Origin of the sequence: Candidatus Planktophila versatilis (assembly GCF_002288105.1) — a bacterium.
GTDB lineage: Bacteria > Actinomycetota > Actinomycetes > Nanopelagicales > Nanopelagicaceae > Planktophila > Planktophila versatilis.
This window is the reverse complement of sequence record NZ_CP016774.1, coordinates 699,142-716,057: the sequence shown is the minus strand read 5'-3', so window position 1 is coordinate 716,057 and position 16,916 is coordinate 699,142. Positions and strand designations below refer to the sequence as shown.

The 16,916-nt window shown below is 49.1% G+C and carries 20 protein-coding genes and 3 tRNA genes; 17 read left to right on the top strand and 6 right to left on the bottom strand.

What is annotated here, in order from left to right:
- Positions 1-26: 26 nt before the first annotated feature.
- Entirely contained in the window at positions 27-899 is an 873-nt protein-coding gene (locus A1sIA79_RS03645; protein ID WP_125918787.1) for a DMT family transporter, read from the top strand.
- Here the strand turns inward: A1sIA79_RS03645 and A1sIA79_RS03640 are convergent.
- Positions 889-1,500 carry a LysE/ArgO family amino acid transporter gene (locus A1sIA79_RS03640; protein ID WP_095674867.1) on the bottom strand — a complete coding sequence of 204 codons (612 nt, stop codon included), beginning with the start codon at positions 1,498-1,500 and terminating at the stop codon, positions 889-891. The two genes, A1sIA79_RS03645 and A1sIA79_RS03640, sit on opposite strands and share 11 nt — an antisense overlap.
- Positions 1,501-1,604: 104 nt before the next feature.
- On the opposite strand from A1sIA79_RS03640, the gene A1sIA79_RS03635 reads away from it, so the two are divergent.
- Entirely contained in the window at positions 1,605-2,162 is a 558-nt protein-coding gene (locus tag A1sIA79_RS03635) for a hypothetical protein (protein WP_095674866.1), read from the top strand.
- Between the two features lie 323 nt (positions 2,163-2,485).
- Here the strand turns inward: A1sIA79_RS03635 and A1sIA79_RS03630 are convergent.
- From A1sIA79_RS03630 to A1sIA79_RS03615, 4 genes are all read right to left on the bottom strand, one after another.
- A tRNA-Val gene (locus tag A1sIA79_RS03630) sits at positions 2,486-2,557 on the bottom strand.
- Positions 2,558-2,612: 55 nt separating this feature from the next.
- Complete coding sequence (locus tag A1sIA79_RS03625; protein WP_095674865.1) at positions 2,613-2,957, bottom strand: phosphomannose isomerase type II C-terminal cupin domain; 345 nt, start codon at positions 2,955-2,957, stop codon at positions 2,613-2,615.
- Positions 2,958-2,994: 37 nt separating this feature from the next.
- Positions 2,995-3,065, bottom strand: a tRNA-Cys gene (locus tag A1sIA79_RS03620).
- 62 nt (positions 3,066-3,127) lie between these two features.
- A tRNA-Gly gene (locus A1sIA79_RS03615) sits at positions 3,128-3,200 on the bottom strand.
- A gap of 81 nt (positions 3,201-3,281) precedes the next feature.
- Here A1sIA79_RS03615 and A1sIA79_RS03610 point away from each other — a divergent pair.
- The 4 genes from A1sIA79_RS03610 to A1sIA79_RS03595 are packed head-to-tail and all read left to right on the top strand — an operon-like array spanning position 3,282 to position 7,540.
- On the top strand, positions 3,282-4,307 hold the full coding sequence (locus tag A1sIA79_RS03610) for a chorismate-binding protein (RefSeq protein ID WP_223298314.1): 1,026 nt from the start codon (positions 3,282-3,284) through the stop codon (positions 4,305-4,307).
- The gene (locus tag A1sIA79_RS03605) at positions 4,297-5,019 is read left to right on the top strand and encodes an aminotransferase class IV (protein WP_095674864.1); all 723 of its coding nucleotides are present in this window, start codon (positions 4,297-4,299) and stop codon (positions 5,017-5,019) included. The genes A1sIA79_RS03610 and A1sIA79_RS03605 overlap by 11 nt, the downstream gene beginning before the upstream one ends.
- Before the next feature lie 5 nt (positions 5,020-5,024).
- The gene (gene thrS / locus A1sIA79_RS03600) at positions 5,025-7,013 is read left to right on the top strand and encodes a threonine--tRNA ligase (RefSeq protein WP_095674863.1); all 1,989 of its coding nucleotides are present in this window, start codon (positions 5,025-5,027) and stop codon (positions 7,011-7,013) included.
- A gap of 26 nt (positions 7,014-7,039) precedes the next feature.
- On the top strand, positions 7,040-7,540 hold the full coding sequence (locus tag A1sIA79_RS03595; RefSeq protein ID WP_095675485.1) for an HIT family protein: 501 nt from the start codon (positions 7,040-7,042) through the stop codon (positions 7,538-7,540).
- Here the strand turns inward: A1sIA79_RS03595 and A1sIA79_RS03590 are convergent.
- On the bottom strand, positions 7,523-8,119 hold the full coding sequence (locus A1sIA79_RS03590; protein WP_095674862.1) for a P-loop NTPase family protein: 597 nt from the start codon (positions 8,117-8,119) through the stop codon (positions 7,523-7,525). The two genes, A1sIA79_RS03595 and A1sIA79_RS03590, sit on opposite strands and share 18 nt — an antisense overlap.
- A gap of 24 nt (positions 8,120-8,143) precedes the next feature.
- On the opposite strand from A1sIA79_RS03590, the gene pgsA reads away from it, so the two are divergent.
- From pgsA to ruvB, 11 genes are read left to right on the top strand one after another with little or no spacing between them, the layout of a single operon-like run.
- Entirely contained in the window at positions 8,144-8,746 is a 603-nt protein-coding gene (gene pgsA, locus A1sIA79_RS03585) for a phosphatidylinositol phosphate synthase (RefSeq protein ID WP_095674861.1), read from the top strand.
- Positions 8,743-9,627 carry a phosphatidylinositol mannoside acyltransferase gene (locus tag A1sIA79_RS03580; RefSeq protein WP_095674860.1) on the top strand — a complete coding sequence of 295 codons (885 nt, stop codon included), beginning with the start codon at positions 8,743-8,745 and terminating at the stop codon, positions 9,625-9,627. The genes pgsA and A1sIA79_RS03580 overlap by 4 nt, the downstream gene beginning before the upstream one ends.
- Positions 9,627-10,805, top strand: coding sequence for a glycosyltransferase family 4 protein (locus tag A1sIA79_RS03575; RefSeq protein ID WP_095674859.1), 1,179 nt, complete (start codon positions 9,627-9,629; stop codon positions 10,803-10,805). Before A1sIA79_RS03580 ends, A1sIA79_RS03575 begins: the two co-directional genes overlap by 1 nt.
- Complete coding sequence (locus tag A1sIA79_RS03570; protein ID WP_095674858.1) at positions 10,798-11,301, top strand: LemA family protein; 504 nt, start codon at positions 10,798-10,800, stop codon at positions 11,299-11,301. Before A1sIA79_RS03575 ends, A1sIA79_RS03570 begins: the two co-directional genes overlap by 8 nt.
- The gene (locus A1sIA79_RS03565) at positions 11,291-12,325 is read left to right on the top strand and encodes a DUF3048 domain-containing protein (protein ID WP_095674857.1); all 1,035 of its coding nucleotides are present in this window, start codon (positions 11,291-11,293) and stop codon (positions 12,323-12,325) included. The genes A1sIA79_RS03570 and A1sIA79_RS03565 overlap by 11 nt, the downstream gene beginning before the upstream one ends.
- Positions 12,326-12,369: 44 nt before the next feature.
- Positions 12,370-13,257 (top strand): pyridoxal 5'-phosphate synthase lyase subunit PdxS, encoded by an 888-nt coding sequence (gene pdxS / locus A1sIA79_RS03560; protein ID WP_095674856.1) that lies wholly within the window; start codon positions 12,370-12,372, stop codon positions 13,255-13,257.
- 13 nt (positions 13,258-13,270) lie between these two features.
- Positions 13,271-13,843 (top strand): pyridoxal 5'-phosphate synthase glutaminase subunit PdxT, encoded by a 573-nt coding sequence (gene pdxT, locus A1sIA79_RS03555; RefSeq protein ID WP_095674855.1) that lies wholly within the window; start codon positions 13,271-13,273, stop codon positions 13,841-13,843.
- 58 nt (positions 13,844-13,901) lie between these two features.
- On the top strand, positions 13,902-14,654 hold the full coding sequence (locus tag A1sIA79_RS03550; RefSeq protein WP_095674854.1) for a YebC/PmpR family DNA-binding transcriptional regulator: 753 nt from the start codon (positions 13,902-13,904) through the stop codon (positions 14,652-14,654).
- A gap of 32 nt (positions 14,655-14,686) precedes the next feature.
- The gene (gene ruvC / locus A1sIA79_RS03545) at positions 14,687-15,241 is read left to right on the top strand and encodes a crossover junction endodeoxyribonuclease RuvC (RefSeq protein WP_095674853.1); all 555 of its coding nucleotides are present in this window, start codon (positions 14,687-14,689) and stop codon (positions 15,239-15,241) included.
- Complete coding sequence (gene ruvA / locus A1sIA79_RS03540; RefSeq protein WP_095674852.1) at positions 15,238-15,846, top strand: Holliday junction branch migration protein RuvA; 609 nt, start codon at positions 15,238-15,240, stop codon at positions 15,844-15,846. The genes ruvC and ruvA overlap by 4 nt, the downstream gene beginning before the upstream one ends.
- Positions 15,847-16,905, top strand: a complete 1,059-nt coding sequence (gene ruvB, locus A1sIA79_RS03535; RefSeq protein ID WP_095674851.1) for a Holliday junction branch migration DNA helicase RuvB — start codon at positions 15,847-15,849, stop codon at positions 16,903-16,905.
- Positions 16,906-16,916 lie beyond the last annotated feature (11 nt).

Below are 16,916 nucleotides of genomic sequence, written 5' to 3'. Positions count from 1 at the left end.
CCGAATCTTACGAGTATTCTTTCTAGGTGAACACCTCAACAAGGCGGATGGGAATTCTTGCAGTCCTAGGATCCGCACTCTGTTTTGGAACCACAGGTACTACTCAGCAGCTAGGCGTTCCAGATATTTCACCCCTGGCTGTGGGCGCCGCCAGACTTCTCTGCGGCTCACTCTTTCTCTTTGCCTTTGCTTACATCCAGCGCTCACAGCGCGGAAGTATTCGTATGTCTAGGCGAGACTTATTGATCTGCGGCTTTGGCGTGGCGGGCTATCAACTCACTTTTTTTAGCGCAGTTCACATCACCGGCATTGCGATCTCCACCGTTACCGCACTCGGTAGCGTTCCCACATTCTCGGCCATCGTCGCCTATTTAGTGATGGGAGAAAAACCTTCCAAGAGTTGGTATCTGGGCACATCGGTGACAATCCTTGGAATCATTTTGGTTGGCACAGCAAACGGTATTGCCGAATTTAAGCCACTGGGGATTCTTTTGGCCGCCATCGCTGGGTTTGGCTTTGCCGTCTTTAATGTCGTTAGTCGCAAATCTCTAGCGGCAGGGGCGCAAGATATTTGGTTGACCGCAACTTCATTTGGTGTGGCAGCGCTCATTACCGTGCCATTTCTTTTTGCCCAAAATCCAGAGTGGATTCTTACAACTAAGGGTGGGCTATCAGTTCTCTGGTTAGGACTTGTGCCCACAGCTATTGGTTATTTTCTCTTCACATCAGGGCTCAAAAAAATTGATTCAAGTACGGCCGCAACCGTGGTCTTAGCAGAGCCTGCAACTGCCACCATCTTGGCCGCAGTTGTTATTGGCGAAAGTCTTGTTCTCCAGAGCTATCTCGGTATAGCAATTGTCGCTGCGGGAATTCTCTATATCTCGCGCGCTAAGCCTTAAAGTCATAGAAGATAAGGAAGATCGCCACCGCAAACATCACGTTGGCAATAATGTAATCAAGCACCTTCCAAAAGATTAGCTTTGTCATAAAACGGGAGGCGGCGCGGGCTCCAAAACCAAGGGCTGAGAACCAGAGGATGCTGCCGATAGCGGCGCCGAGTGCGAAATACCAGCGATCGCTATGGAATTGGTTTGAAATACTTCCAAGCAAGATAACGGTATCCAGATACACATGAGGATTTAGAAAAGTAAAACCGAGCACCGAAGCGATTGCAGCTTTGCGCGAAATTGAAGTCTCGCCCTCAATACTCAAAGCACCGGGGCGGAAAACCTTGCGCAGTGTGTTGAGTCCAAAGAAGGTGAGGTAGGCAACGCCGAACCAGCGAATGATCTCAAGTGCGCGCGGTTGCGATTGGATAACGGCGCCAAGTCCTCCCGTGCCAAGGAAGATAAGCAGTGCATCAGATGCTGCGCAAATAACCACCACGAGCAGGACATTGGATTTAGCTAAACCTTGCCGGATGACGAAAGCATTCTGGGCGCCGATGGCGATGATGAGAGAGAGGCCAGTCAGTAAGCCTGGGAGAAATGCAATCACCATCAGATGCTACTTTGCGTTCTGGCATCTGGGAACAATGAAAAGGGCATCAAAAATCCTTAGGCGAGTCCTCATCAGTTCCAACACCATTAGTTTTAGGATTGAACATGCGCTTTAAGAATATCTTCGTCTTAAGTCCGGGAAGATCGGGCTCGAAGACTTTTATTGAGGCCTCATCGCATCTGACTAACTACTCCGCAGCCCATGAATCTTTGAGTGCTCATCTAGGTGATAAACGATTCGACTATCCAGCACACCATATTGAAGCTGATAATCGACTGATTTGGTTTACAGGAGATCTTGCTAAGCGATTTCCTGACGATGTTCTCTATGTCAATCTCATTCGAGATTTCGATGCAACAGTAGATAGCTTTCATCATCGCCTGCAGAACAGCTCTTATCGCGCTTCGATTATGAACGCCTTTGCACATGGAATTTTGATGAAGCCAGGGGATTGGAGAGCCGATCAGGAGCGAGATCTTGCGGCTTTCTATGTAGAAACTGTGCAATCAAATATCGAGTTTTTTCTTAAATATCGAACCCACCTCACCGTGCACTTAGAAGACGGCGGTGAAAGCTTCAATGAATTCCTGCAGCTGATTAAGGGCGAAGGAGATATGGACAAGGTTCGTTCGACCTGGCTGGAAGTTCACAACGCGCGATAGGAAGACGAGACTGGAATCAAACCAGTGAGCCCCGTAACGTAAACCTTCGCTTACGCGTGTGAATAGTGCAGACCAAGAAAGCCGTTTTTAACGGGAGTTAACAACCTTTTCCTTTACCGGGCTCACTACCGCACAAACTGGGCAGAGCGCTGTCTTACCAATCCAATTTTCATTTGGCTTAGTTAAATCCGCGTTCCATGCATGTCCACATTCAAGCCAATAGGCTGGTCTAATTGTAATGTCATGAGATTAGCAAAAAGTAAGCAAAAATGGAAAAACCAAAAACGAAAAATTTCTCTCTTGGAATTTCACGCTCAAAACAGTGGACGATACTGGGATCGAACCAGTGACCCCCACAATGTCAATGTGGTGCTCTACCGCTGAGCCAATCGTCCGGGTCTTACATCTTCGGTATGTATTTAGTTGTTTGCGAAAGTATAGCCGAGTGATTTATCGGGCGTAATCATCCTGAATACGCTCAATATCATCTTCACCGAAGTAGGTGCCGGTCTGCACTTCAATGAAGATCATTACTTCCGTGCCTGAGTTACCAATGCGGTGGAGCTGGCCAACCTGCACATCTACAGTCTCACCTGGGTATTTCTTAAAGCTTTCTTCACCCAGAACCACATCTGCAACACCAGAGACGATGAACCAATGCTCCTGCCGCTTTTGATGGCGTTGTAATGAGAGGCGATGGCCTGGTTCTACCCAGATTGATTTCACCTTATAGGTGGGAGTGTCCTGCAAGATCTCATAGCGACCCCAAGGTCGCCTTGAATCGTAATCTGACATATCTACTCCGTTGTAGTGCTGTTTCTATTCTTACTTGAGGTCGGAACGGGATTTGAACCCGTGTAGAGGGATTTGCAGTCCCTTGCCTCGCCTCTCGGCCATCCGACCAAACTGTTGACGCGATAGAGAAACCGCCACCTGAAAATTAATTCTAAGCGGCGGTTAATCCGAGCGGACGACGGGGTTCGAACCCGCGACCTGAACCTTGGCAAGGTTCCGCGCTACCAGCTGCGCTACGTCCGCATTTTGTGCAGGGGCAAATCTAGCGCAGAGCAGGGGTAAGTGCCAAAGCGTCAATTATTTCGCACTGTTTATACGCGCTAAGTGCGTAGCCTTAGCCAGGTGTATGGCCTTGAAAATCAATTCTGGATGGGTGGACGACTTGCGACCCAATTAGAGGAAATCAGCAACGATCCATCAGTGCTCAATGATGGAAACTTCTGGGCCGTTCTTGTTACATTCGAAGGAGAAATGACCTTTGCGCGCTTTGGGCACGTGCAAGACTCCAACTTCCCAGAGTCAGAATGGAGCCAATTACCAACCCCGTGGCGCTCATCTGTTGACCGTAATCAATACATCACTTATGTCAATCAGATTAGAGAAGAGATCGCCGCCGGCGGTGTCTATCAGGTCAACGCCTGTTATGAATTTACCAATCAGTTAGCGGAGCCGATTGAATATTTAGCAGGACTTTTCTCGGAATTAATCGCCAAGAACCCAGCGCCCTATGCACAATACCTGCGCCTACCTGATGTCGAGATCGCTTCCGCATCTCCGGAAAGACTCATCTCTCGCATAGGAGCGCAGATCACAACCTCACCCATTAAAGGAACAATCCGGGTGGAGCAAGAGTCCTTCGGGGATAAAGATAAAGCTGAGAATTTGATGATTGTGGATTTAATGCGCAATGACTTTGGCAAGATTTGTGAATCAGGAAGTGTGACTGTCAGTGAACTCTTTCGCATTGAAAAGCATCCAGGGCTCAGTCATTTGGTTTCAGATGTGACAGGAAGTGTGAATGCGAAGAACACATGGGCTGAGATCTTTGCGGCGCTAGCTCCCGCTGGGTCAATTAGTGGTGCTCCAAAGAGTTCAGCGCTACGGATTATTGCCACGCATGAGAAGGTATTGCGTGGCCCGTATTGCGGGGCCATCGGATGGGTGCAGGGGGATAAGGCTGAGATTGCAGTCGGAATCAGAACTTTCTGGAGAACGAATAAGGATGTGCTGCATTTTGGAACTGGTGCCGGAATTACATGGTCAAGTGACGCAAGTGCCGAATGGGATGAGACTCGGTTGAAAGCAGATCGATTATTGAGTATTGCAGGGGGAGGCTTCAATGACAATTGAACTTGACTCCTATGGCTTCCCGCGCACACCTGGCATCTTTGAAACAATCAAAACAATTGATGGTAAACCTATTGCACTGGCACGACATATGAGGCGTGCCATTAATTCGGCTCTCGAGCTTGGGATCACACTTCCCGATGAAGAGAGCATTAGGGTGAAACTCTCTGAGGTGTTAAGTGCAAAGAAGTTTGAAACAGGCCGCTTGCGGTTGTGCTTTGCAGATAATCTCTTTCACCTAAGCCATGATGAATATGAAGAACTGCAATCACCGAGTAATCTCAATTTCTATAGCGAAACAGTTCTTGGCTTCATCCACAAGAAGTTTCCATACGATGATCGCTTTGCCATTCTTAAGTCAGCACGGGACGAAGGATTCGATGACTCCATCCTTTTTAACGCTAAGAATGAGATTACTGAGACAGCGGTTTCTAACCTGGTGTTTCGCATCGAAGGAGCGTGGGTTACACCGCCCATTACATCGGGGGTATTGCCCGGCATTGTGCGAGCACTGGCTATTGAAGAGTGCGGGGTGAGTGTGCGCCCGATTCATATCTCGGAAGTTCCCGAGATTCAATCAGGATTCCTGGTTTCAAGTCTTCGTATCGCTCAACCCATCGCCTTTATTGGTGATATGAAATTGGAGATAGGTCAATCATCGCGTGAACTCGAGGCCCTCATTCGCGCTCACTTGCAACCAGTTTCGGTAGGCTAACGCCCATGTCACTGATCAACGTCACCGTCGATGGCCAATCGCGGTCGATTGAAAGTGACCAGCGCCCCACTCAAATATTTGCTGAGAACAAGGAAATTGTTGTCTGCACCATTAATGGCGCCCTCAAAGATCTCTGGACAGATTTAAGCGATGGCGATGTAGTCACATCGGTCTCAATTTCTTCACCAGAGGGTCTTGCAGTACTCCGACACTCGACCGCGCACGTGATGGCGCAAGCTGTGCAGCAAGTGTTTGCAGATACCAAGCTGGGAATTGGCCCGCCGATTACCGATGGTTTCTATTATGACTTTGATCCGCAGAACCCATTTAATCCAGATGATCTAGAAAAGATTGAAACGGCTATGCGCAAGATTGTTAAAGAAGGTCAAAGATTTAAGCGCAGAGTGACTACTGAATCAGATGCCCTGAAAGAACTTTCTCATGAGCCATATAAGTGTGAACTCATTGGCATCAAAGGTGGCGGCACTGATGAGACAAGTGTGGAAGTAGGCGGAACCGAGTTAACGATTTATGACAACTTAGGTCGCGATGGCCAGCCAGTGTGGTCTGATCTCTGCCGCGGCCCGCACCTGCCATCGACTAAACATATTCCGGCCTTTAAATTAATGCGCAGCGCAGCTGCCTACTGGCGAGGTTCGGAGAAGAACCCAATGCTGCAACGCATTTATGGAACTGCTTGGCCTTCCCAAGATGAACTGACCGCCTATCTTGAGTTACTTGCAGAGGCGGAAAAGCGTGATCATCGTCGTCTTGGCCAAGAGCTAGATCTCTTCTCATTTCCAGAAGAAATTGGTTCTGGACTTGCAGTCTTTCACCCTAAGGGCGGAATCATTCGCCGGGCGATGGAGGATTACTCTCGTAAGCGCCATGAGGAGGAAGAGTATGAGTTTGTCTACTCACCGCACTTAACTAAGGCAGCGCTCTTTGAAAAATCAGGCCACCTTGATTGGTATTCCGAAGGAATGTATCCACCGATGATCATGGATGAAGAACTCCATGCCGATGGAACTATCAAGCGTGCTGGTCAGCAGTACTACATGAAGCCGATGAACTGCCCCTTCCACAATTTGATCTTTCAATCTCGTCAGCGCTCTTATCGCGAACTACCGCTTCGACTCTTTGAGTTCGGAACTGTCTATCGTTATGAAAAATCTGGTGTATTACACGGCATCACTCGCGCCCGCGGCTTTACCCAAGATGATGCACATATCTACTGCACGAAAGAGCAGATGGCTGGTGAGCTCGATTCACTTCTGACCTTCGTGCTCAATCTGCTTCGTGATTATGGACTCGCAGATTTCTATCTCGAACTCTCAACTCGTAATCCTGAAAAATCAGTGGGAGAGGATTCCGATTGGAATGAGGCAACTGAGGCCCTGCGGGAAGCTGCGATGAAGCAGGGGCTCGAGCTAGTTCTAGATGACGGCGGAGCAGCTTTTTATGGTCCTAAGATTTCGGTGCAAGCAAAGGATGCGATAGGTCGCACCTGGCAGATGTCCACTATTCAAGTTGATTTCCAACTACCACAGCGATTTGATCTTGAATTTGCCGCAGCCGATGGCAGCAAGCAACGCCCAGTGATGATTCACCGCGCGCTCTTTGGCTCCATTGAAAGATTCTTCGGAGTTCTCACCGAACACTATTCCGGTGCTTTCCCACCATGGCTGGCACCCGTGCAAGTGATGGGTATTCCGGTTGCCGAAGCTTTTAACGATCACTTGGTGAAGGTGATAAATGCGATGAAGGCTGCCGGAATTCGCGCAGATATTGATCTCTCTGATGATCGCATGCAGAAGAAGGTGCGCAATGCCCAGATGCAGAAGATTCCATACATGCTCATCGCTGGCGAAGAAGATGTGAATTCAAATGCGGTCTCATTTAGATATCGCAACGGAGATCAGAAAAATGGCGTTCCGATTGCCGATGCAATTGCCGAGATTTTGGCAACGATTGCAGAACGTCGTCAGGTATAGCAGTGAGTGATATTGATGGCGTTGGCATGCCCGATGACTGGCAACGGTTATGGGCGCCTCACCGACTGGAGTATCTGCGTGGTGAAAATCGTCCACTAGATGGAAATGATGTCGAGTGCCCATTCTGCCGAATTCCATCTCTGAGTGATGAAGAAGGTTTGATTGTTCACAGGGGTGTGAGTGCATACGTTGTGATGAACCTTTATCCATATAACCCAGGACACCTCTTGGTCTGTGCCAATCGCCACGTCGCAGATCTCACTGAACTCACCACCGAAGAGCGCCATGAGATTACCGATATCAGTGCGCATGCGATGAATACTTTGCGCAAAGTTTCCAAGGCCGATGGATTTAACTTAGGAATGAATCAAGGTGCGATTTCGGGAGCTGGTGTGGCGGCGCATATCCATCAACATATAGTTCCTCGCTGGTCAGGGGATGCTAACTTCATGCCAATTATTGGAAAGACGAAAGTAATGCCGCAACTACTTACTATTACGCGAGATGAGCTAGCTGCTGCTTGGTAATGACTTAATGTAGTCGTGCACAATATCAAGGCCGATTCCGTTGGTGAGATTGATTGGAATGGCCGGAAATAAGATGCCAGCAGCGAATGCGCCATCATCCATCTCTTGCATCTGTTCTAAGAACTCTTCTCTAAATTCTTTGACCAACTCCTCATGTTCGGGATCACAAGCGCGCACTGATGCTGGTGTAGTTGAGTAATCGATGATGCTTAAATCATGCAGGCGAATGAGTGCCGCCGGTGATCCATCATCGTGGTGAAGAACTAGGTAAGGAGTAACCAGTTGATCAAAGACACGGTTAGCTACCATGACGGCATCTTCAAAATCTAACTCCTGCCCATCTAGCCCGTTGACGAGAACAAGTCGTGGAATCTGTATCTCGTCTAGGGCTGCCCACAGTGCAATAGTTGGGGCATCGATACCGGCTGCTGGGTTAATAACGAATATGGCAAGGTCAGATTCGTGCTCTGGTGCCGAAGAAACGGTGCCGCCAAATTCGGAGGCGATTGCCTGCGGGGCCCCCGACACGTGGCCGTATACGTGGATTCGTCGGGCCGCTTGGGAAATAGGTGAAGGCATGAGGGAAAGCCTACGATGGTCCTGATGATAAGTAGCGCACTGAAACCTGCGGTCACCAGATTAATCAATCCGTTGGCCAGAGCCGCCCTGCGTGTGGGCCTAACACCGAATTCTGTAACAATTTTAGGTGCGCTAGGTCTCATTATTTCAGCTGCATATTTCTACAGCAAAGAAGAATATTTTGTTGGAACGCTCGTGATTACAGTCTTCGCCTTGAGTGATCTCTTTGATGGTGCGATGGCTCGAATTTCAGATAAGGGTGCAACAGCCTGGGGTGGATTCCTAGATTCAACAATTGATCGTGTGACAGATAGTGCGATTGTCATCAGCCTGGCGCTGCCACTGATTCGTGATGAAGACCTTCTTGCATACCCGGCAGTTGTTGCCTTGGTAACTGGAGTACTCATTCCTTACATTCGAGCTAAGGCAGAGAGTTTCAACATTGCCTGCAGCGTTGGAATCACAGAGCGCACCGAACGACTTGTCATTATTCTGGTGGCCGCTGGTTTTCATGGGTTAGGTGTTCCATACATTCTGGCAATCGGAATTTGGACCTTGGCGGTATTGGGATTGGTCACGGTGTTTCAGCGCCTACAGGTGGTCCGTAAAGGTCTTGCAGATTCGTGATAGATAAGTTGGCAGCGCTGGCATATTTTGCTGGCTGGAGAATCGTTCGAGTTCTTCCTCATAAGTGGGCTTACGGCTTATTTGAAAAACTCGCGAAATATCTTGTGAAAAGGGATGGAAAAGGTGTTGCGCGACTTCGCAGTAATTTAAGTCGCATCAAACCAGGCTTGAGTGAAGCAGATATGGATGCGCTGCTACGGCAAGCGATGAGTTCCTACCTTCGCTATTGGTGTGACACATTCCGAATTCAAGATTGGTCAGCGTCCCAAATACAAGAGTCGGTCACACTCACACGAGGTGAGTTACTCCTTGATCCCATGCGCGAGGGCCGAGGAGTGGTCATCGCGCTTCCTCATTCGGGTAATTGGGATCATGCTGGTGCTTATTTCTGCTCTCTTGGAATTCCGCTCGTCACTGTTGCCGAAAGACTAAAACCAGAGGCGCTCTTTCAAAGGTTCCTGCGCTATCGCCAAGCTATGGGTTTTGAAGTGCTCGCCATCGATTCGCGTTCTTTTGCAACCCTAATCAAACGCGCCCTTGAGAAACGCTTGATCGCACTTGTGGCAGATCGAGATCTCTCGGCTTCAGGTATCGACGTGAACTTCTTTGGCTTTCCGGCACGGATGCCGGCAGGTCCGGCGCTACTCGCGATAAAGACGGGAATACCGCTTGTGGTTGCGCACGTTTCATATACGCAAAACGGAATCCATATTGAATTTACATCGGTAGATGTGTCAGAAGATGGAAGTGAGTCCGAACGTGTGGCGCAGATGACCCAACGGATGGCGAGCCTCTTTGAAAAAGGAATTGCTGCGCACCCGCAAGATTGGCATATGCTGCAACGGATCTGGACTGATGGAGATTTTAAGGAGAACAGCTAATGCCCTTAAGCAAGAAGCGCATTGGCATCGTCTGTCCTTATGGGTGGGATACACCCGGGGGAGTCAAGAGTCATATCGGTGACTTAGCTGAATATCTCATCGCACAAGGCCATACGGTTTCGGTATTAGCGCCATCATCAAGTGATGAGAATCTGCCTAGCTATGTCACAAGTGCCGGTCGCCCCATTTCGATTGCCTATAACGGAGCAGTGGCTCGTCTGCTCTTTGGTCCCGTTGCATTTAGTCGGGTGAAGAGCTGGATTGCAGATGGAAACTTCGATGTCTTACACCTTCATGAACCTGCGATTCCATCGATTTCACTTCTTGCTTGTTGGGCAGCAGAAGGACCGATGGTGGGGACCTTTCATGCAGCCTCCGCACGAAAGAAGATTGCCTTTGCAATTACGCCCTTTGTGGAGCCGGTGATTGAAAAACTCAATGCACGTATCGCGGTGAGTGAGGCTGCGCGTGAAACGTTACGGATACATCTTGATACCGATGCCATGGTTGTCCCCAATGGCATCTATGCAGCTCGTTTTGCAGATGCAACAGTGGATCCGCGATGGTCGGGAAATACCATTGGATTCATTGGACGTTTTGAAGAGTATCGAAAAGGACTCTCTGTGCTGATTGAGGCGTTGCCACAGATTTTGAGTCGAATCCCAGATATTCGCATTCTGATTGCAGGACCAGGAGACCCAGAGAGTTTCCTAGAGAAGCTGGAACCTCATCTGCGAAACCGATTTACATTCTTGGGAACAATTTCCGAGTCAGATAAAGCTAACTTCATGGCATCTGTGGGAATTTATGTTGCTCCGAACACTGGTGGAGAATCCTTTGGCATCATCTTGGCCGAAGCACTTGCGGCTGGCGCCGCTGTTCTAGCAAGTGATATCCCAGCATTTGATTCACTTCTTGGTGGCGGAGAGTATGGAACTCTCTTTGAATCTGAAAATGCACACGACTTGGCCGATAAGGCGATTGCTTTACTGCAAGATCCGGCGCATCGAAGTGCGATAGCAAAGAGAGGCCATGACTACGCCCAGTGTTTTGACTGGGACGTTGTTGCTGAGAGAATTTACGATGTGTATGAAATGGCGATGGTGGGTGGAAGGGGAGTAACGCTTGCTTCCGATAATCGTGCCTGGAATAGATTGCTAGGTCGCAGCAATGAATAACTTTCTCCTGGCCTTCTTCTTTCTCTCTATTTTCGCTTGGTACTTATCATTTCTGGCAACAAGACTTAATCGCTTACATCACCGGGTTGAGACCAGTTGGGCCAACCTTGATGGATTGCTGCAACGCCGAGCTGCGGTTGCCATTGAGATAGCCCGCTCTGAAATCTCTGATCCAGCAGCGTCACTACTTCTGACATTTGCCGCACACCAAGCACGTGAGGCAACGGTCCGAGATCGCTCACAAGCCGAGACTGGCCTGACTGGCGCACTAGGAATTCTGATTGAGAATTCTGCCGATACTCAAAATCCTTTGGAGCAAGAGCTCTTACTTGAACTAAAAGACCTGACAGCGAAAATCAAAGTTGCTATCGCCATACACGTTGAGTCTGTGACAAGAACACAGATGGTGCGCAGGAAGCTCTTTATCCGACTCTTTCGTTTAGCAGGTTCGGCGCCAGAGCCGGTTACTTTTGAATTTGAAGGCGATGTTTTTTAAGCGTTTAGTTGCGGTTATATTCGTGATCGCATCGTGCGCGGTTGTTCTCACCTCCGTCATTTCTCCTGACTCACTCTTTAAGGTAAAAAGCCCTTTTTCCAAAGCTCCGGCCGAGAATTCAATTAGTGGACGTGTGGGTGCTGATGGTCCGGTACTTGTTGTGAAGATTGATGACACATCGATGGCTCATCCACAGATTGGCTTAGAAGATGCTGATCTGGTTTACATCGAACAAGTTGAAGGTGGCTCTACCCGCCTTGCCGCAGTTTTCTCATCAAAGATTCCCACACGAATTGGACCAGTTCGCTCGGCGCGCATTTCAGATGTTGAACTGCTTGCTCAGTATGGTCGAGTGGGATTTGCTTATAGTGGAGCGCAAAGCAAAATGCTTCCGATTATTGCGGCGGCAAATCTTCATGACCTAGGGGCACAACGAAACTCGCCGACAATTTTCACAACAGATCCGAATCGCACCCAGCCATATGCGATGGTGCTGCGCGCAGACCTATTGCTGGAACTGGCAAAGAGCAGAGGCTTGGATTTTGCGCAATCAAAGAACATGGGCTGGAATTTTGGAAAAGTATCAGATGAAGGAGTAGCAATTACAACTGCACAGATTTCTTGGCCAGCTAGTTCCTATGATGTGCAATGGTCTAAGAAGGAGAATCGTTGGCTTTTAGATTTTCGAAAGGAGCCGAACATCACAGAAGATGGGACTCGGCTTGGTGCTTCTACATTTGTCATTCAACTAGTTTCAATTACGGATTCAATCTATAAGGACAAAAATGGAGAAGTGACTCCACTTTCAACGACTGTCGGGAGTGGCAGCGGTTACATCCTGCGAAACGGTAAATCCATTAAAGCCACCTGGAGCAGACCCACTGCCGAAGAGGGAACTCGCTGGCTCAGCATGAGTGGGGAAGAGATCACCTTTGAAAAGGGGCAGATATGGGTGGCCCTGACAGATAGGGAACCTGTTTTCACTCTCACAAACGCGGATGCAGCATCGGTAACTCCAAAGTAGACTCTTCTCCTGCACATACTGCACTGAACTAGGAGCTTTAATAAATGTCTGAAACAACTGGCACAGCACGCGTCAAGCGCGGCATGGCTGAAATGCTTAAGGGTGGCGTCATCATGGACGTCGTCAATGTTGAGCAAGCCAGGATTGCCGAAGATGCCGGTGCATGTGCAGTGATGGCGTTAGAACGCGTGCCGGCAGATATTCGCGCCCAAGGTGGCGTTGCACGCATGTCAGATCCGGACATGATTGAAGCAATTCAAGCAGCTGTCTCTATTCCTGTGATGGCCAAGGTTCGCATCGGTCATTTCGTGGAGGCTCAAATTATTGAAAGTCTCGGTGTTGATTACATCGATGAATCTGAAGTTCTCACCCCGGCTGACTACACCAACCATATTGATAAGTGGAATTTCAAAATTCCTTTCGTATGTGGCGCAACGAATTTAGGGGAAGCCCTTCGTCGTATTAACGAAGGTGCCGCCATGATCCGTTCCAAGGGTGAAGCCGGAACTGGCGATGTTTCAAATGCCATGATGCATATGCGCAGCATTGGCGCAGAAATTAGACGACTCTCTTCGCTACGCGAAGATGAACTCTATGTTGCAGCTAAAGAGTTGCAAGCACCATATGCGTTAGTCAAGGAAGTTGCTGAGACTGGAAAACTTCCGGTTGTGCTCTTTACTGCTGGTGGAATTGCAACACCGGCAGATGCTGCGCTCATGATGCAGATGGGCGCCGATGGCGTCTTCGTAGGATCTGGAATTTTCAAATCAGGAAATCCGGCACAACGCGCGGCAGCATGTGTGAAGGCAACGACGTTCTATCAGGATGCAAAGGTTTTGGCAGAAGTTTCCCGCGGTCTGGGCGAGGCAATGGTCGGAATCAATGTTGCAGATATTCCGGTGCCACATCGTTTAGCAAATCGTGGTTGGTAGTTAACGCAAGTTTATGAAAGTTGGCGTGCTAGCTCTACAAGGAGATTTCCGCGAGCACATTCTTGCCACAACCCAATGTGGTCATGAAGCTATAGAAGTAAGGCGTTTATCTGAATTAGAAAGTGTTGACGCGCTGATTTTGCCCGGGGGAGAGTCCACCACCATTGTTCATCTGGCCAAGACTTTCGAACTATTTAATCCCATCCGAAAGCGCATTGGTGATGGGCTTCCAGTGTATGGATCATGTGCTGGAATGATTCTCTTAGCCGAGCGCATTCTTGATGGTGCAAAAGGTCAAGAGACTTTCGGAGGTCTAGATATCACGGTGCGCCGAAATGCTTTTGGCAGGCAGGTTGATTCCTTTGAATCAGAGATTGAGTTCAATGGCAAGAAGATGAACGCAGTCTTTATCAGAGCGCCGTGGGTGGAGCAGTCTGGTCCTGGGGTTCAGGTTCTGGCGGAAGCTGCTGGGCACGCGGTTGCGGTGCGTGAAGGCAAAATCCTTGCGACTAGTTTCCACCCAGAATTAACGAGTAACCTGGAAATACATCGTTACTTCTTTGATGAGATGTGTAAACCGCGATAAAGTTGGGCTCTTAGAGGCGTAGGTAATCGCCTCTTGATTAACGATTGAGGTGTTGACAATGTCAGGCCATTCCAAATGGGCGACGACCAAGCATAAGAAGGCGATCATTGATAGCCGCCGGGCGAAGAATTTTGCCAAGTTAATTAAGGCTATTGAAGTCGCATCTCGTAATGGTGGTCCGGAAGTTGAAGGCAACCCAACCCTGTTTGATGCAATTGCCAAGGCGAAGAAGAATTCAATGCCAGCAGATAATATTGATAGAGCGGTTAAGCGTGGCGCGGGCCTTGAATCTGGCGGCGCTGATTGGCAGACGATTATGTATGAGGGCTATGGGCCAAATGGCGTTGCGCTCATGATTGAATGTTTATCTGATAATCGAAATCGCGCAGCTTCTGAAGTACGCGTTGCGGTCACTCGCAATGGCGGCAGCATGGCGGATCCTGGTTCTGTGGCATATCTGTTTAATCGCAAAGGCGTCATTATTGTGAATAAGGCTGGCGGGGTCACCGAGGATTCAATTCTGGAAGCGGCACTTGATGCTGGGGTTGAAGATGTGAATGATTTAGGTGAATCATTTGAAGTTGTCTGTGAAGCCAGTGATCTCGTAGCAGCTAGAACTGCGCTGCAAAGTGCCGGAATTGATTATGAATCAGCAGATTCTTCCTTCCTGCCGTCGATGCAGATTCCTCTGGATGCCGAAGGTGCTACCAAGGTCTTTGAACTTATCGATGCGATTGAGGAGTTAGATGATGTGCAGAACGTCTACTCCAATTTCGATGTCTCAGATGAAGTCTTGGCGAGCCTTTCTTAAGTCGTCGTAGGGCTGACCTAGGCTTAGAAGTTATGAGCCAGATATATAAACGAGTACTCGGGGTGGACCCTGGGCTGACTCGTTGTGGCGTGGGCGTTGTCGAAGGCGCAATTGGTTCACCACTTACATTAATTGGTGTCGGCGTGATTCTTACACCACCGGATGCCGCACTTGAATTGCGGCTACTTCAGTTAGAAAGTGAATTGGAGGAGTGGATAGCTCTTCATAAACCCACCGTGATTGCTGTGGAGCGAGTCTTTTCGCAACACAATGTTCGTACCGTGATGGGAACCGCGCAAGCTGCCGGAATCGCGCTCTTAGTTGCAGCGCGCAGAAACATTCCAGTGATGATGCATACACCCTCTGAAGTGAAAGCTGCCGTTACCGGATCTGGACGAGCAAATAAGGTGCAGGTCGCCGAGATGGTTAAGCGCTTACTTAATCTAGAGTCAATCCCGAAGCCGGTCGATAGCACCGATGCCTTAGCCCTTGCGATCTGTCATATCTGGCGAGGTGGGGCAAATACCAAAATTGCAGAAGCGGTAGCAATTGAGAAATCCCGGCTCGCTAAGTTGGTGAAGAAATGATTTCACTAGTAAACGGGATCGTTCGGTCAATTAATTCAGATCGGGCTGTGATTGAAGTGGGGGGAGTTGGGCTAGCTGTCTCCATCACTGGGCCGACCAGCGCGCAGCTTCATCTTGGTGCGGCAACTCAACTATTTACTTCCCTAGTTGTTCGGGAGGATTCACTTACTCTCTTTGGTTTTCTTGATGAGGAAAGTAGAAATACCTTTGAACTCGTGCAGACAGTCTCTGGAATCGGACCGAAGGTTGCGTTAGCAATCATGGGATCCCATAGCCCTGATTCTCTGTCTCGAGCCATTGCGCAGGAAGATATCAAGGCGATAGAGAAGGTTCCGGGAATCGGGCGCAAAGGTGCACAAAGACTCATTCTGGAACTCAAAGGGAAGATTTCTGATTTGGGCGGAGCCGAGCGCGTGCAGAGCCATCAACCTATTTGGCGCGAGCAACTTACTTCGGCACTGGTCTCACTTGGATTTAGTGCCAAAGATTCGGACTCGGCAATTAATGAAGTCTTGGCAACGTATGCCGAATCTGGTGTTGATGCTTCTTCCCTTGATTTATCTGAGTTACTGAAAGCTACTTTGGCACAAGGGCGACGGTCCTAAATGAATATCGAGCCAGGTAATAGTGGTGAGCGGATTGTGAACCCAGACCTCACAAATGATGACTCGGGAATCGAACACGCACTACGTCCGAAGACGCTAAAGGATTTCATCGGTCAGCACCGAGTGCGCGAACAAATTGATGTTTTGCTTAGTGCGGCCCGCAAGCGAGGATCTGCGGCAGATCACATTCTGCTTTCGGGTCCGCCCGGACTTGGCAAGACAACGCTGGCCATGATTCTGGCGAGTGAGATGCAGACCCCGATTCGAATCACCTCTGGCCCGGCAATTACTCATGCGGGGGATTTAGCGGCAATTCTTTCCTCTTTGGTTGAAGGAGAAATTCTTTTCCTTGATGAGATTCATCGTCTTCCGCGCCCGGCTGAAGAGCTGCTCTATCTTGCGATGGAAGATTTCCGAGTTGATATCGTTGTTGGTAAAGGTCCAGGAGCTACGGCTATTCCGTTGCAACTCCCTCATTTCACATTGGTTGGTGCCACTACTAGAGCAGGTCTGTTGACTTCACCATTGCGGGATCGTTTCGGTTTCACCGCCCACCTTGATTTCTATGAAGAATCTGAGTTGGCCCAAGTAATTTCGCGAAGTGCATCGCTGCTTGGCCTTGAAATTGATGTGAAGGCAGTTTCAGAGATTGCCGGAAGATCCAGAGGCACCCCCAGAATCGCAAATAGATTGCTGCGAAGAGTGCGAGATTATGCCCAGGTGCGAGGTTCTGAAAAAATCATTCACTCAGATGCAACTGCAGCGCTGCAAATGTATGAAGTTGATGAGAAGGGGCTCGATCGATTAGATCGATCTGTTCTCCTTGCACTCATTGAAAGATTTGCTGGTGGCCCGGTTGGACTCTCTACTCTTGCAATTGCCGTGGGTGAAGAGACTGAGACAGTGGAATCTGTTGCCGAACCGTTCCTCGTCAGAAATGGCTTTATGGCAAGGACTCCGCGAGGTCGAATTGCAACGGCTCTGGGTTGGCAGCATGTGGGGCGCACGCCCCCTGCTGGGACGATTTCTCTTTTCGACACACCAGCGCCTGACGCCTAGACTCTCCTCTT